Annotated in this window: 15 protein-coding genes; 10 read left to right on the top strand and 5 right to left on the bottom strand. The window is 61.8% G+C overall.

Features of this window, described 5'->3' with window-relative positions; all coding sequences use genetic code 11:
• The first annotated feature begins 8 nt into the window (after positions 1–8).
• On the top strand, positions 9–1274 hold the full coding sequence (gene lysA, locus ACTJJ7_RS20560; RefSeq protein WP_440968669.1) for a diaminopimelate decarboxylase: 1266 nt from the start codon (positions 9–11) through the stop codon (positions 1272–1274).
• A gap of 129 nt (positions 1275–1403) precedes the next feature.
• A complete protein-coding gene (locus tag ACTJJ7_RS20555; RefSeq protein WP_440968668.1) occupies positions 1404–3953 on the top strand; it encodes a TIGR02302 family protein in 2550 nt (849 codons plus the stop codon).
• 10 nt (positions 3954–3963) lie between these two features.
• Here the strand turns inward: ACTJJ7_RS20555 and hpt are convergent, their stop codons facing one another.
• Together hpt and ACTJJ7_RS20545 are read right to left on the bottom strand one after the other, a co-directional pair.
• Complete coding sequence (gene hpt, locus ACTJJ7_RS20550; protein ID WP_105734529.1) at positions 3964–4500, bottom strand: hypoxanthine phosphoribosyltransferase; 537 nt, start codon at positions 4498–4500, stop codon at positions 3964–3966.
• Positions 4501–4614: 114 nt separating this feature from the next.
• Positions 4615–4959: a hypothetical protein gene (locus ACTJJ7_RS20545; protein WP_440968667.1), complete on the bottom strand. Its 345-nt coding sequence runs from the start codon at positions 4957–4959 to the stop codon at positions 4615–4617.
• A gap of 225 nt (positions 4960–5184) precedes the next feature.
• Between ACTJJ7_RS20545 and ftsE the strand changes: the two genes are divergently transcribed.
• The 4 genes from ftsE (at position 5185) to ACTJJ7_RS20525 (ending at position 8474) form a co-directional block, all read left to right on the top strand.
• Positions 5185–5808 carry a cell division ATP-binding protein FtsE gene (gene ftsE / locus ACTJJ7_RS20540; protein ID WP_245421113.1) on the top strand — a complete coding sequence of 208 codons (624 nt, stop codon included), beginning with the start codon at positions 5185–5187 and terminating at the stop codon, positions 5806–5808.
• The gene (locus ACTJJ7_RS20535; protein WP_440968666.1) at positions 5801–6799 is read left to right on the top strand and encodes a cell division protein FtsX; all 999 of its coding nucleotides are present in this window, start codon (positions 5801–5803) and stop codon (positions 6797–6799) included. Before ftsE ends, ACTJJ7_RS20535 begins: the two co-directional genes overlap by 8 nt.
• A 68-nt stretch (positions 6800–6867) precedes the next feature.
• Positions 6868–7620 carry a YdcF family protein gene (locus ACTJJ7_RS20530; protein ID WP_245421101.1) on the top strand — a complete coding sequence of 251 codons (753 nt, stop codon included), beginning with the start codon at positions 6868–6870 and terminating at the stop codon, positions 7618–7620.
• Between the two features lie 68 nt (positions 7621–7688).
• Positions 7689–8474: a lysophospholipid acyltransferase family protein gene (locus ACTJJ7_RS20525; protein ID WP_440968692.1), complete on the top strand. Its 786-nt coding sequence runs from the start codon at positions 7689–7691 to the stop codon at positions 8472–8474.
• 3 nt (positions 8475–8477) lie between these two features.
• Here ACTJJ7_RS20525 and ACTJJ7_RS20520 read toward each other — a convergent pair whose 3' ends face one another.
• A complete protein-coding gene (locus ACTJJ7_RS20520) occupies positions 8478–9005 on the bottom strand; it encodes a gamma-glutamylcyclotransferase (RefSeq protein ID WP_440968665.1) in 528 nt (175 codons plus the stop codon).
• A 64-nt stretch (positions 9006–9069) separates the two neighbouring features.
• On the opposite strand from ACTJJ7_RS20520, the gene ACTJJ7_RS20515 reads away from it, so the two are divergent.
• Positions 9070–10089, top strand: coding sequence for a DUF2125 domain-containing protein (locus ACTJJ7_RS20515; protein ID WP_440968664.1), 1020 nt, complete (start codon positions 9070–9072; stop codon positions 10087–10089).
• A gap of 26 nt (positions 10090–10115) precedes the next feature.
• Here ACTJJ7_RS20515 and ACTJJ7_RS20510 read toward each other — a convergent pair whose 3' ends face one another.
• Both ACTJJ7_RS20510 and hisC read right to left on the bottom strand, forming a co-directional pair.
• Complete coding sequence (locus ACTJJ7_RS20510; protein WP_105734522.1) at positions 10116–11048, bottom strand: prephenate/arogenate dehydrogenase family protein; 933 nt, start codon at positions 11046–11048, stop codon at positions 10116–10118.
• Positions 11049–11051: 3 nt separating this feature from the next.
• Positions 11052–12158: a histidinol-phosphate transaminase gene (gene hisC, locus ACTJJ7_RS20505; RefSeq protein ID WP_440968663.1), complete on the bottom strand. Its 1107-nt coding sequence runs from the start codon at positions 12156–12158 to the stop codon at positions 11052–11054.
• On the opposite strand from hisC, the gene ACTJJ7_RS20500 reads away from it, so the two are divergent.
• Genes ACTJJ7_RS20500 through metW form a run of 3 tightly spaced genes read left to right on the top strand, consistent with a single transcriptional unit; the run spans position 12157 to position 14149 of the window.
• Entirely contained in the window at positions 12157–12354 is a 198-nt protein-coding gene (locus ACTJJ7_RS20500; RefSeq protein WP_440968662.1) for a hypothetical protein, read from the top strand. The genes hisC and ACTJJ7_RS20500 overlap by 2 nt on opposite strands.
• Complete coding sequence (gene metX / locus ACTJJ7_RS20495) at positions 12351–13538, top strand: homoserine O-acetyltransferase MetX (RefSeq protein ID WP_162800221.1); 1188 nt, start codon at positions 12351–12353, stop codon at positions 13536–13538. The genes ACTJJ7_RS20500 and metX overlap by 4 nt, the downstream gene beginning before the upstream one ends.
• A complete protein-coding gene (gene metW, locus ACTJJ7_RS20490; protein ID WP_440968661.1) occupies positions 13535–14149 on the top strand; it encodes a methionine biosynthesis protein MetW in 615 nt (204 codons plus the stop codon). The genes metX and metW overlap by 4 nt, the downstream gene beginning before the upstream one ends.
• The last annotated feature ends 1 nt before the right edge of the window (position 14150 follow it).

Raw genomic sequence — 14150 nt, 5'->3', positions numbered from 1 at the left:
GATTTTTCGTGAACCATTTCGATTACAAGGACGGCGTTCTCCATGCCGAGGACGTCAGCATTCCCGATATCGCCAGGGCGGTCGGCACCCCCTTCTACTGCTATTCGACGGCAACGATCGAACGGCATTACAAGGTCTTTGCCGCAGCCTTTGCCGAAATGGACGCGCTGGTCTGCTATGCCTTGAAAGCCAATTCCAACCAGGCCGTCCTGAAAACCCTGGCGCGTCTCGGCTCCGGTGCCGATGTGGTGTCGGAAGGCGAGCTGCGCCGCGCCCTGGCGGCTGGAATTCCCGCAAGCAGGATCGTCTTTTCCGGCGTGGGCAAGAAGCCGGGCGAAATGGACTTTGCACTGGCAGCGGGCATTCACTGCTTCAACGTCGAATCCGAGCCGGAACTGGAGCTTCTCTCCAGCCGTGCCGTCGCAGCGGGCAAGATTGCGCCGGTGTCCCTGCGCATCAATCCCGATGTCGATGCCAAGACCCACAAGAAGATTTCGACGGGAAAGTCCGAGAACAAGTTCGGCATTCCGCTGGCCAGGGCACGGTCCGTCTATGCCCATGCGGCGCGCCTGCCCGGCCTGAAGGTCGCCGGCATCGACATGCATATCGGCAGCCAGATCACCGATCTGGAACCGTTTGACGATGCCTTCGCCCTGCTCGCCAAGCTCGTCGGCGACCTCAAGGCCGACGGCCACGACATCAAGCATGTCGATCTCGGCGGCGGCCTCGGCATTCCCTACCATTTCGACAACAATCCGCCGCCGCTGCCCGATGCCTATGCGGCGATTGTCGCCAAGCATATCAAGCCGCTCGGGCTCAAGACCATTTTCGAGCCGGGCCGCCTGATCGTCGGCAATGCCGGCATCCTCGTCAGCGAAGTCATTTTCGTCAAGGAAGGCGACGCGCGCAATTTCATCATCGTCGACGCGGCGATGAATGACCTCATCCGCCCGACGCTCTACGACGCCTTCCACACGATCCGCCCGGTCAAGGAGCCGTCGGCGTCGCATCCGCGCATTCGCGGCGATGTCGTCGGTCCCGTCTGCGAGACCGGCGACTATCTCGGTCTCGACCGCGACCTGCCGCGCCCGGCCCCCGGCGACCTCATCGCCATCGGCACAGCCGGTGCCTATGGCGCGGTTCAGTCGGGAACCTACAACACGCGCCTCCTGGTGCCGGAAGTGCTCGTCAGCGGCGACCGCTTCCATGTGGTGCGCCCGCGCGCGACCTATGACGAACTGATCGGTCTTGATTCCATACCAGAGTGGCTCTGAACGGGCCGGCACACAGAACGGTGAACGGCTTTTTGCGCCAAGGCCTCGCCTTTGCCACGATGAGTGGTATTCTTGACCGGCGTCAATGCGGTCATGATGGAATCGCAGGCTTGACGAGATGGAGCAGGGATGACCGGTCAACACCCCGATGAGCGGGACGCTGAAAGGGTCAGGTTCGATATTTTCAAGAGTATCGATCGCCTCCGCTTGTCCGCATGGCTGACCCTCGCATTCGAGCGGCTGTGGCCCCGGATCCTGCCGCTTCTGCTGGTCTGTGCCCTGTTCGTGATCTTCGCCTGGTTCGGCCTGTTCCGCATGATGCCGGATCTTGCCCGGCTCGGCCTGCTGACACTGTTCGTCCTGTCGCTTCCGGTGTGCCTCTATACCCTGCTGAGATTCCGCCTGCCGGAACACGCCGATGTCAGCCGCCGTCTCGAAGACGTCAACACGCTCGATCACCAGCCGATTGCCGTGCAGTCGGAAATTTTGGCGACCAGCACGGATGATCCCTTCGCGCAGGCCCTGTGGGATGAACACCGCAAGCGCATGGCCGAGCGCATCAGGGGCCTGAAGAGCGGCCTGCCCCGGACAAATATCCCGGAAATCGATCCATGGGGCCTGCGGGCCGTGGTCGGTCTCTTTCTCGTCATCGCCTTCGCCTTTTCCGGCAGTCCGCTCGGCGGACATCTCGGCGATGCATTCCGGAGCCATAGCAGCAGCAATGCGCTGCCGCCCCGCATCGATGCCTGGGTGACACCGCCGCGTTATACGGGCCGCCCGCCGGTCTTCCTCACCTCGGCGGCCAATGACCAGGAAAAACAGTTCACCGTCCCGCAGAACAGCACGCTGACCATCCGCATCATCGGCGGCAACGGAACCGAACGGGTGACGCGGACCCCGCCGGATGGCAAGCCCGCCGATATCCCGGTCAAGGAAGAGACGAAGGCGGCAGACGCAGCCCCGGCGAAAGACCAGCCGCGCAATTTCGAACTGACTCTCGATACCAGCGCCACGGTCGGGCTGATCGACAGTGGCACCGTGCATTCCGAATGGGCCTTTGCCGTGTTGCCGGACCAGCCGCCCACCATCCGCTTCACCAAGGAACCGTCGAGTGCCGTCAACGGCACGATGGAGCTGGCCTATGAAATCAAAGATGATTACGGCGCAGCCAGCGCGCAGGCGAAGGTCGAGCAGATCCAGCCGCCGGCAAAGGATGCGAGGCCGCTGTTCGATGCCCCGGAAATCCCCCTCAGCCTGCCAAAACGCGGCGCGGACGGCGGCGAAACCAAGACGACGCGGGACCTGACCGAGCACGTCTGGGCCGGGTCGGAAATCCGCATGACCCTTGTTGCGGTTGACGATGCCGGGCAGGAAGGCCGGAGCGAGACCAAGACCCTCGTCATGCCGGAGCGCCCCTTCGCCAATCCGCTGGCACGTGCCGTTGTCGAGCAGCGGCGCATGCTGGCGCTGAACGCCAATGCCAAGCCGGATGTGCTGAACATGCTGGATGCCATAACCCTGTGGCCGGAGGAGACGATCCGGAATCCCGCCCATTATCTGGGTCTGCGCAGCATCCGTTCCCGGCTGAACCTTGCGAAGAGCGATGACCAGCTGCGCGATGTCGTCGCCTATATGTGGCAGGTGGCGCGGGGCATCGAAGACGGCGCCCTGTCCGATGCCGAACGCAGCCTGCGCGAGGCCCAGGAGGCGCTGCGCCAAGCGATCGAGCAGAATGCCAGCCCCGAAGAAATCGACAAGCGCATGGCCGACCTGCGCAAGGCCATGAACAAATATATGCGCGAGCTTGCCCAGCAGGCCCAGCGCAATCCCAACATGGCGCAGGCGCCCGATCCCAATGCCCGCGAATTGCGGCAGGAGGATATTGACCGCATCCTCAAGCAGATCGAGGAACTGGCCAAGCAGGGTTCGAAAGAGCAGGCCCAGCAGCTGCTTTCCCAGCTCAACGACATGCTGAACAATCTGCAGATGCGCCAGGCCCAGGGCAAGAATGGCCAGGGCGACCAGATGAAACAGCAGATGGACAAGCTGGGCGACCTGATGCGGCGCCAGCAGAAAATGATGAACGAGACCCACCGGCTGGAACAGCAGCGCCAGAATGGCATGATGCAGGACAATGGCCAATTCGGCGGCCAGACGGGACAGGACGGCCAGCAGGGCCAGATGTCAGAGGACGATATCGCCAAGGCGCTGAAGGGCTTGCAGGAGGGCCAGGGCAAGCTGCAATCCGACCTGCAGCAGCTGATGGACGATCTGAACGGCCAGGGCATCACCCCCAACAAGGATTTCGGCGACGCCGGAAAATCCATGGGAGACGCCCGCAAATCCCTTGGCGAGGCCGATGGCGGACAGGCGCTTGACCAGCAGAGCAATGCGCTGGATTCCCTGCGCAAGGGCGGACAGGACATGATGAAACAGATGCAGGCCATGGGCCGGACCGGCAAGCCGGGCGGTCCGCAGCAGACTGACCGCGATCCGCTGGGACGGCCGTCCAAATCCAACAACGGCACCGATTTCGGGCCGGACCGCAACATGCTGCCCGGGGAAGCCGATATCCAGCGCGCCCGGCAGATCCTCGATGCCATCCGCGAGCGGCTCGGCAATGCGCTGAGCCCGCAGATGGAAAAGGACTATCTGGAACGCCTGCTGAAATTCAACTGAGGCGAGAGAATCAGTCCCGGACGACACCGACATAGGGCAGCTGCCGGAAGGAATGCCCGACATCCATGCCATAACCGACGACGAAATAGTCGGGGCATTCGAACCCCTTGAAATCCGCTTCGATATCGGTTTTGCGCTTCACGCTCTTGTCCAGCAATACGGCGATGGAGACGCTGCGCGCGCCGCGCTCCAGCATCAGTTCGCGCGTGAATTTCAGCGTCTTGCCCGATTCCAGTATATCGTCGATCAACAGCACGTCGCGGCCGTGCACGTCGCTGTCGATGTCGCGCAGCAGCCGCACTTCCTTGCTCTCGGTGCCCTTGCCATAGCTGGACACGGTGATGAATTCCACATCAGGCTCGGCGCCCGCATCGTGCATGGCGCGGATCAGGTCCGCCGCGAAGATGAATGACCCCTTGAGGATCGAGATAACCAGCAGATTGTCGAACCGCTTTGCGACAATGTCCTGCGCCAGTTCCAGATTGCGCTTGGCGATCTCCTGCGCGCTGAACAGAACATCGATATTCTTCTCGCCAACTTTCGGCATGCAACTCTTCCTGATTTTCCGGTAAGCAAGGCTCCCGGAGCCTTTCCTGTTTGAAAGGCTCTATAGCCCGATATCGGCCCGAAAAGCAAAGCCCAGGCATTTCCCGCCCGGCAATCAGCGCCCGGTCAACGGATCGCGCTGTTCCCCGGGCGCGGACACGCTCGCGCCCGGAGCATGGGGACCGGCCGCATGCCGCGGGCTGAAAAGCACATGCCCGCCGCAGATCCAGAACGTCGACGCCGCCACGAGGAGCACCAGCAGCCAATAGGCAAAGCCCGGCATGCGGGCCTGTGCCTCCTGCGACTTTTGGAGAATTGTCATGCGCGCGTTTACAGGGAAGTGTGCGTCCAGATTGGGATGGGAGGACGGGGGTGACATGGATTCATAGATTGCGTCTTCCGCTCCGCCCTTGTCGAAGTGGAGCGCAGGGCCGATATGCGAAACAGTTTCGCCGCTCATTGTTTTAAACCGTGCAATCACGCGTTTTCCGGCCGTTCTGCCATGTTGCAGTCATGATCCTCCGACTCATTATGGCAACCTATCGCTTAATAATTAATGTTTCGGCGAACGGATGCGGCGATTGATGGGTGGTCAAATCCGTCCGCGCTGAATAAAACACGCCTGCACGAGAAACTTGGAAAGTCACGCTTGATTCGTTTTGAGAATGTCGGTTTGCGATACGGGATGGGCCCGGAGGTTCTGCGTGATGTCAGCCTCCATATTTCACCCCGTTCGTTCCAGTTTTTGACCGGCCCGTCGGGCGCAGGCAAGACATCGCTGCTGCGCCTGCTGTTCATGACATTGAAGCCGACGCGCGGCCTTATCACGGTTTTCGGCAAGGATATTGCGACGATCTCGTCCAAGGAAATGCCGCTGCTGCGCCGCCGCATCGGCGTGGTGTTCCAGGATTTCCGCCTGCTCGACCACATGACGACCTACCAGAACGTGGCCCTGCCGTTGCGGGTACGCGGCAAGGAGGAAGCCACCTATCGCGCGGAAGTCGAGGAACTGTTGCACTGGGTTGGCCTGGGCGAGCGCATGCACGTGCTGCCGCCGGTGCTTTCAGGCGGCGAGAAACAGCGCGCCGCGATTGCCCGCGCCCTGATCGACCAGCCGGAAATCCTTTTGGCCGACGAGCCGACCGGCAATGTCGATCCGCCCCTTGCCCGGCGTTTGCTGCGCCTGTTCGGCGAGCTGAACCGCTCCGGGACCGCCGTGGTTATCGCCACCCACGATCTTACCCTGATGGATCAGGTCAATGCCCGCCGCATGATTCTCGATCAGGGGAGGCTCGACATCTATGATTGACGCCGCCCGCCTCAGGGAACTGGCCGCGGATCTGACCGGTCGCGCCATCCAGCTCGTGCGCGGCCGGAGCGGACAGGCACCCATCGTGCCAGCCGGCAATGTCGTCGGCCACGCCCTGATGATCGTGATCGCCATCATGACCTTTCTCGCCTGCCTGACCATCGGCGCGGTCAGTCTCGTGCAGTCGACCGCCGCCACATGGCAGAGCCAGATATCGACCGAAGCCACCATCCAGATCCGCCCGGTCGAGGGCCAGGACATGGAAGCGCTGCTTGTTCAGGCGGGCAAGCTCGCGCAGGGCTTTGCCGGGGTCAAATCCACCCGCGTCATCGACCGGGCAGCCACGGCCCGGCTGCTGGAACCGTGGCTCGGCACCGGGCTGAACATCGATGAATTGCCGGTGCCGCGGCTGGTCGTCGTCACGCTCGACGAAGCCTCCCCGCCGGATTTCGCCCTGCTGCGCAGCGAACTGGTGAAAAATATCCCGGGGGCCAGTTTCGACGACCACCGCACCTGGGTCGACCGGCTCGTGTCCATGGCCCGTTCCACCGTACTGATCGGCATGACGGTGCTCGGACTGGTGATCGCCGCGACGATTCTCACGGTGATTTTTGCCACGCGCGGCGCCATGGCCGGTAATGGTCACATCATCGAAGTGCTGCATTTTATCGGCGCGGAACAGAAATTCGTCGCCCGGCAGTTCGAGCGGCACTTTTTCTGGACCGCCCTGAAAGGCGCATTGTGCGGCGGCGCGCTGGCCATCCTGATCTTTCTGATCATCGGCTGGTGGTCGTCACGCAATCTGGCAACGCCGGAAGCCGATCAGGCCACCGCCCTGTTCGGCAATTTTTCCATCGGGTCAGGCGGCTATACCGGCGTCGTACTGATCATCCTCGCAGTCAGTGTTTTGACCATGATTACAACACGAATGACAGTCATAGCGCATTTGCGCCAGGTCGACGGGCGCGCAGGCGACAGCCATGATGCCTGAGCAATTTCGATTCAATTTGACGCCATAAAATTCACGGGAGGTTTGCCGGCAAGGCTTATACACTCCCGGTGACCCTACTCTCGAACAAGGCAACGCGTGATCCGAAAATGGACGGCACGGACGACAGCAGCAACCAACCGCCGGCAGGCCCCGAAGCCCGCCCGCGCGGACTTGTGTCTGCGCTGCGCAAGCGCGTTGCCCGGCCGTTCTTTCTGCTCGGGGTTCTGGCGCTCGGTCTCTTTCTCGGCGGCTTCATTGTCTTCAGCGATCATGTCAGCACCATGCAGACACCGGATCTGGTGGAACCGGCTGACGGCATCGTCGTCCTGACGGGCGGTTATTCCCGCATCGAGGGCGCGCTCGACCTGCTGAAGAACAAGCGCGGCGAACGGCTCTTCATCAGCGGGGTCCATCCTTCGACCAAGCGCGGCGAACTGCAGCGCGTGACGCGCGGCGATGCCACGCTGTTTGAATGCTGCGTCGATATTGACCGCTCGGCGCTCGACACGATCGGCAACGCCTCCGAAAGCATCAAGTGGGCCAAGGCCAACCATTACACGCGCGTCATCGTCGTCACCAACAATTACCACATGCCGCGGACACTGGTTGAATTGCGGCGCGCCTCGCAGGAGATCGAGTTCATCCCCTATCCCATCGTCAACAGCGACCTGCGCAATGGTGACTGGCTGGCGCGCGGCCAGGTGGTGCGCGTGCTTGTCGTCGAATATGTGAAATATCTGGGTGCCGTCATACGCTCGGCCCTGCCCGACAGCCTTTCGGCGGGAACACAAACATTCGTTCGATGGATCAGGGGCGGCTGATTGGGAGTTCACGCCGCGGGCAAGTTGGTATAACGAAGGCCTGACCAACCGCCATGACCGGGACCCCGATGACGATCATCCGATCCATTGTCTTCAATATCGCCTTCTATCTCAACCTGATCATTCAGATGATCATCTTCACACCCTATTACTTCCTCAGCTCCCGCAAGAATGCCTGGAGCGTGCCGAAGAACTGGGCGAGGTCCAACCATTGGTTGCAGAAGGTTCTCGCCGGGACGGATCACGTGATCGAGGGGATCGAGAACATTCCCGATGGCCCCTATATCTGCGCACCCAAACATCAATCGTTCTGGGATGCCTATGCCTTCCTGCCTGAGATCACCGATCCCGTCTATATTCTCAAACGCGAGCTGATGTGGATTCCCTTGTTCGGCTGGTACATCCTCAAGATGAAGATGGTGCCGATCGACCGGGGCAAACGCTCTGTCGCCATGAAGACGGCGATCCGCGGGGCACGGGATGCCGTTTCCCAGGGCCGCCAGCTCATGATCTATCCGGAAGGCACCCGCACCGCGCCGGGTGCGCCGCCCGCCTACAAATACGGCGTGGCGCATATCTATACGGAGCTTGGCGTGCCGGTCCTGCCGATCGCCCACGTGGCCGGGCTGTACTGGCCGCGCCGCAAGTTCCGCCGCTTTCCCGGCACGATCCGCTGCCGCATCCTGCCGCCGATCCAGCCGGGCCTCGACGCCGAGACATTCCTGAAAAAATTGCAGGAAGTGACGGAAGCCGCCTGCGATGAGCTGCTGATCGAAGCGGCCCGGTCAAAAAACCCGCCGCCCCTGCCGCCAACGGCGGTGCAGCGGCTGAAGGAGCTGGGGGTAACGGTCTGATCCCTAGCCGGGATTGCGGTCGATGGCGGCGACCAGGGTCTCGAACCAGTGGTCGCGGATATTCATCTTGCGCATGTGCTCCAGCGTATTGTGCACGTAATCCTCGTTGCGGCCGGACTGGCCGACCGAGCCGCGCACGGTGGCAGCAGCCTGTTCGACGGTCAAGGCCCCCGCATACTGCACGTGCCTGCGGTCGACCACATAGGTCAGCGCCTCCACCCTGCGGCCATCCCGCAGGCGGACGGCCAGCCGCCTTTCCAGATAGACATTGGTGACCAGTTCCCGCTCACGCAGATAGGCAACGACCTCGTCTTCAAGCTCGCCGGGAACCCGGAAGGCCAGGCCGAGGCACGAACCGCCATGATCGAGACCGAGGACAAGCCCCGGCCGTTGCGGCGTGCCGCGATGCACGTAGGAATGCACGCACAGCGCCCGCCGGTAGCCGTGCAGGCGCGCATGCATGGTTTCAACATGTGCAAAGCCTGGCTTCCACATCAGAGAACCGTAGCCAAAGACCCAAAAATCGCCCATATCCGTCCTGATAGCTGTACTGCAATGCCAAGCTTCTTCCCTGACCGATAGCGAGACCCGGACCATGACGTCAAGCACTGCCGACAAACCTTACAATGCCGGACGGCGTATCCGCTTTCTGGCCGCCGGTATCGTCCTCGTCGGCCTGCTCTATACCGGCGGGTGGTATTACGTGGCCAACATGCTGGAAACGCGGGTCGCGGCGAATATCGCCGGCCTGCAGGCCAAGGGCATCAACGCCGCCTGCGACAATGCGGCGGCCAGCGGCTACCCGTTCCGCCTCGGCCTCAACTGTTCCAAAGTGTCGTGGGTCGACCAGGCCAAAAATGTTTCCGTCAATGCCGGAGCCTTCCGCTCCGCCGCGCAGGTCTATGCACCTTTCCACATCGTCAGCGAGATCGACGGCCCGGCCGCCGTCAGCGTGCCCGGCATGCCGCCGCTCGATCTGAACTGGGACAACCTGAAATCCAGCGTGCGGCTCGACAAGCCCATTCCGCAGCGCCTGTCGGTGCAGGGCCGCAATATCGTCGTCACCCAGCACAACCCGTCCGGTGCCGGCGCGCCGTTTGCCACCCTGAAGGACGGCCAGCTGCATTTCCGCGCCATGGAGCCGGTCATGGATATTGCGCTGTCCTTCAGCAGCCTGAAGATTGCCGACAACACGCTCTACGACAAGCCGCTGCCCGAACTGACCGGCGCCGCCGATATCCAGATGGCAAACGGCTTTGCGCTGATCGGCAAGACGGAACGCGATCTGAGCGTCCTGCGCGGCCAGTCCGGCCTGCTGCGCAATGTCGATCTCGCCCTGCCCGATGGCAGCGGCATCGCCATATCGGGGCCTTTCTCGGTGGCTGACGACGGACGCATCAGCGGCGATTTCAAGATCACCCTGCGCAACCCGGAAAGCGTTGCCAATACGGCAAAGAGCATCTTCCCCGGTCAGGACAAGATCATTTCATCCGTCGTGCAGGCCATGGCCTTCGTGCCGAAGGATGCCAGCGGCGCGCCGACACTTCCCGTCTCGGTCAAGAACGGCAAGATGTCGGTCGGCTTTATCAGCATTGGCCGCCTGCCCTCGCTGTGAGGGCAGATACAGCCAGCGCAGTGCTGTCAGGCGCTCTTGGCACCCGCCTTCTGGCGTCCGAAATCGGGGGCATCCACTTCCTGACCCGCATCGATGATTCCGCGCCGGACGGCACGGGTGCGGGTGAACAGGTCAAACAGCGCATCGCCATCGCCCCAGCGGATTGACCGCTGCAGCGAGGCGAGATCCTCGGAAAACCGCGCCAGCATTTCAAGGATCGCATCCTTGTTGTGCAGGCAGACATCGCGCCACATCGTTGGGTCCGACGCGGCAAGGCGGGTGAAGTCGCGAAAACCGGAGGCGGAATATTTGATCACTTCCGAATTGGTCACTTCTTCCAGGTCGCTGGCCGTGCCGACGATATTGTAGGCGATGATGTGCGGCAGATGCGAGACGATGGCGAGCACCCGGTCATGATGCACCGGGTCCATCGTATCGAGCCGCGAGCCGCAGGCCTCCCAGAATTTTGTCAGCCGGTCGAGGGCGGCGGGGTCCGTGCCATCAAGCGGCGTCAGAATGCACCAGCGGTTGGCAAAAAGCTCGGCGAAGCCCGCATCGGGTCCCGAATATTCCGTACCGGCGAGCGGATGGCCCGGAATGAAATGCACGTGGGCGGGCAGTTCCGGCTGCATCTGCGCGATGACCGACCCCTTGGTCGAGCCGACATCGGTGACGATGGCGCCGGCTTTCAGCGATCCGGCAATGTGCCGGGCAACATCGCCGGACGAGCCGACGGGCACCGAGATGATCACCAGATCAGCATTTTTGACCGCTTCCGCACTGTCGAGGACATAGCTGTCGCCCAGCCCCAGCGCTTCGGCACGTTTCAGCGTGCTTTCGCTGCGGGTCGAGATAACGATGTGATCTGCCAGGCCTTCGCGTTTGATGACGCGCGCCAGCGATGAACCGATCAGGCCAATGCCGATCAGCGCAATGGTTTCGAAATGGATTTTGGACATTGTTTACTTCAAGAATTCGGAGAGTGCAGCGACTACGCCGCGATTGGCTTCCTCGGATCCAATGGTAAGGCGCAACGCGTTGGGGAATCCGTAGCCCGCAACACGGCGCAAAATATAGCCCCTGCCCGTCAGATAGGCGTCCGCCTTGTCAGCCGATTTCGCCGCATCATCCGGGAAATGGATCAGCAGGAAATTGCCAACGGACGGCGTGACGCGCAGGCCCAGCGCCGACAGCTGCTCTGTCAGCCACGCCAGCCACGTATCATTGAAGGCGACAGCCTTGTCGACATGCGCACGGTCGCGGATGGCGGCAGCACCAGCGGCAATGGCGGCGGAGTTCAGGTTGAACGGTCCGCGGATACGGTTGACCGCGTCGATGACATGCGCCGGCGCGAACATCCAGCCGATCCGCAGGGCGGCAAGGCCGTGGATTTTCGAGAAGGTGCGGGTCATCACGACGTTTTCGAACGACGAGACAAGCTCGACACCGGCTTCGTAATCGTTGCGGCGTACATATTCCGCATAGGCGGCGTCGAGAACCAGCAGGACGTTCTTCGGCAGGCCCGCATGCAGGCGGCGCACTTCCTCGAAGGGAATGTAGGTGCCGGTCGGATTGTTCGGGTTGGCCAGAAACACGATTTTGGTCTGCGGCGTAACGGCGGCGAGAATGGCATCGACTTCCGCCTGCTCATTCTTTTCCCTGGCCACGACAGGCGTCGCACCGGCCGCCATGATGTAAATCTTGTACACCATGAACCCGTGCTCGGTGTAAACAGCCTCATCGCCGGGTGACAGGTAAGTCTGGCACAACAGGCCGAGCAGTTCGTCCGAACCATTGCCGCACAGAAGGTTGTCGGCGTTCAATCCATGCACCTCGGCAATCGCCTGCTTGAGCTGGGTGGCCTGGCCGTCCGGATAGATTTCAAGGCGTGCGGATGCGGCATGATAGGCCTCGGTCGCGTGCTTGCTCGCGCCCAGAGGGGTTTCATTGGAAGAGAGCTTGTAGACCTTGGCAACACCGGGCGCCGATTCCTTGCCGGGGACATAGGCGGCAATGTCGAGAACACCGGGTTTTGGGGTGGGGCGCGTGTCTTTCAATGTCGTTGTCATGATTCACAAGATCCGTAACATCGTTGAAATCGATGGTCATCGCAGGCAATGGCTCAAGCCACGGGGCATAGCTGCCAACAGGCGCGATGTCGAGCCAAACTTGCGGCGCGAGGCCCGGAAAATCAAAGAAACCATTGACTTTGCCGGTTGCGCGACCATAGCTACCGCCCACAAAGCTAAAATCGCGCAAAAATGACGACATTCAGCAGCCCGTCCGCCAGTCCCGATCAAAGAAGCCAGGAAGCGACAAATCCCCACAGCCCCGTGGTGGAGTTTGGCGCCGGCAAACCATTGCGTCTCGACAGCGGTGTCGTGCTTTCCCCGTTCCGCATCGCCTATCAGAGCTACGGCACGCTCAATGCCGACAAGTCGAATGCCATCCTGATCTGCCATGCGCTGACCGGCGACCAGCACGTTGCCAATGTCCATCCGGTAACCGGCAAGAACGGCTGGTGGGAAACCCTGGTCGGTCCGGGCAAACCCATTGATACCAACCGCTTCTTCGTCCTGTGTTCCAATGTGCTGGGTGGCTGCCTCGGCTCGACCGGCCCGGCTTCGATCAATCCCGAAACCGGCAAGCCCTACGCGCTCGACCTGTCGATCATCACCATCGCCGACATGGTGCGGGCGCAGGCCATGCTGGTCGATCATTTCGGCATCGATCAGCTCTTTGCCGTCGTCGGCGGCTCCATGGGCGGCATGCAGGTTCTGGAATGGGCATCCAGCCATTCCGGCCGGGTTTTTGCCGCCGTTGCCATCGCCACGGGCGCGCGCCACTCCTCGCAGAACATCGCCTTCCACGAAGTGGGCCGCCAGGCCGTCATGGCGGACCCTGAGTGGCGGGAGGGCCGTTATCTGGAAGAAGGCACCATCCCGCGCAAGGGCCTGTCCGTGGCCCGCATGGCGGCGCATATCACCTATCTCTCGGAAACCGCCCTGCACCGCAAATTCGGGCGCAACCTGCAGGACCGGCAGAATGTGACCTTCGGCTTCGACGCGGATTTCCAGATCGAAAGCTATCTGCGCCATCAGGGCATGTCGTTCGTCGAGCGCTTCGACCCCAACTCCTACCTCTACATGACCCGCGCCATGGATTATTTCGATCTGGCAGCGGAGCATGAGGGGCGGCTGGCCGATGCCTTCGCCGGATCGAAGACACGGTTCTGCATTGTCTCCTTCACCAGCGACTGGCTGTTTCCAACCAGTGAAAGCCGCACCGTTGCCCATGCGCTGAATGCCGCAGGCGCCTCCGTCTCCTTTGTCGAGATCGAGACGGACCGGGGCCATGACGCCTTCCTGCTCGACGAGCCGGAAATGTTCTCGGCCATCAACGGGTTCATCCGCTCGGCGGCCCGTGCCAGGGGACTTGTGCAGCCATGAGCGTGAATACCGCTTCGCGCGTCGACTTCGATGTCATCGCCTCACTGGTCAATCCCGGTGCGCGGGTACTCGACGTCGGCTGCGGCGATGGTGAACTGCTCGAACTCCTGCAGAACACCAAGAATGTCGATGGACGCGGTGTCGAGCTGTCGCAGAAAGGCGTCAACGAATCCGTGGCGCGCGGTCTCTCGGTCATCCAGGGCGATGCGGACAGCGACCTGAAATATTATCCCGATGCGGGCTTTGACTATGTGATCCTGTCGCAAACGCTGCAGGCCACGCGCAACCCGAAGAATGTTCTGACCGAACTCCTGCGCATTGGCGAAAAGGCCATCGTCTCCTTCCCGAACTTCGGCCATTGGCGCATGCGCGCCTCGCTGCTCGTCAACGGCCGCATGCCGGTGACGGAAGAACTGCCCTACAGCTGGTATGACACGCCCAACATCCATTTCTGCACCATCAACGACTTTGTCGACATGACCAGGGAAATCGGCGCGCAGGTGGAAAACGCCGTGGCGCTCAATGCCTTCGGCCAGCGAATCGGCTTCAACATGCCCTGGGGTTTCTGGAACCTTTTCGGCCAGCAGGCGGTGTTCCTGCTGCGGCGCTGAC

Source organism: Phyllobacterium sp. 22229 (genome assembly GCF_052056495.1).
In the GTDB taxonomy this organism is placed as follows: Bacteria; Pseudomonadota; Alphaproteobacteria; order Rhizobiales; family Rhizobiaceae; genus Phyllobacterium; species Phyllobacterium myrsinacearum.
Note: the sequence above shows the minus strand (reverse complement) of the source record. Positions and strands in the feature narration are given on the sequence as shown.

Coding starts and splice junctions, on each gene's coding strand:
- ACTJJ7_RS20555 (WP_440968668.1), top strand. CDS start 1,404: ATGACCGGTCAACACCCCGATGAGCGGGACGCTGAAAGGGTCAGGTTC.
- ACTJJ7_RS20545 (WP_440968667.1), bottom strand. CDS start 4,959: ATGAGCGGCGAAACTGTTTCGCATATCGGCCCTGCGCTCCACTTCGAC.
- ACTJJ7_RS20525 (WP_440968692.1), top strand. CDS start 7,689: ATGACGATCATCCGATCCATTGTCTTCAATATCGCCTTCTATCTCAAC.
- metW (WP_440968661.1), top strand. CDS start 13,535: ATGAGCGTGAATACCGCTTCGCGCGTCGACTTCGATGTCATCGCCTCA.
- ACTJJ7_RS20515 (WP_440968664.1), top strand. CDS start 9,070: ATGACGTCAAGCACTGCCGACAAACCTTACAATGCCGGACGGCGTATC.
- metX (WP_162800221.1), top strand. CDS start 12,351: ATGACGACATTCAGCAGCCCGTCCGCCAGTCCCGATCAAAGAAGCCAG.
- ACTJJ7_RS20520 (WP_440968665.1), bottom strand. CDS start 9,005: ATGGGCGATTTTTGGGTCTTTGGCTACGGTTCTCTGATGTGGAAGCCA.
- ACTJJ7_RS20510 (WP_105734522.1), bottom strand. CDS start 11,048: ATGTCCAAAATCCATTTCGAAACCATTGCGCTGATCGGCATTGGCCTG.
- hpt (WP_105734529.1), bottom strand. CDS start 4,500: ATGCCGAAAGTTGGCGAGAAGAATATCGATGTTCTGTTCAGCGCGCAG.
- ACTJJ7_RS20500 (WP_440968662.1), top strand. CDS start 12,157: ATGATTCACAAGATCCGTAACATCGTTGAAATCGATGGTCATCGCAGG.
- hisC (WP_440968663.1), bottom strand. CDS start 12,158: ATGACAACGACATTGAAAGACACGCGCCCCACCCCAAAACCCGGTGTT.
- ftsE (WP_245421113.1), top strand. CDS start 5,185: ATGGGCCCGGAGGTTCTGCGTGATGTCAGCCTCCATATTTCACCCCGT.
- ACTJJ7_RS20535 (WP_440968666.1), top strand. CDS start 5,801: ATGATTGACGCCGCCCGCCTCAGGGAACTGGCCGCGGATCTGACCGGT.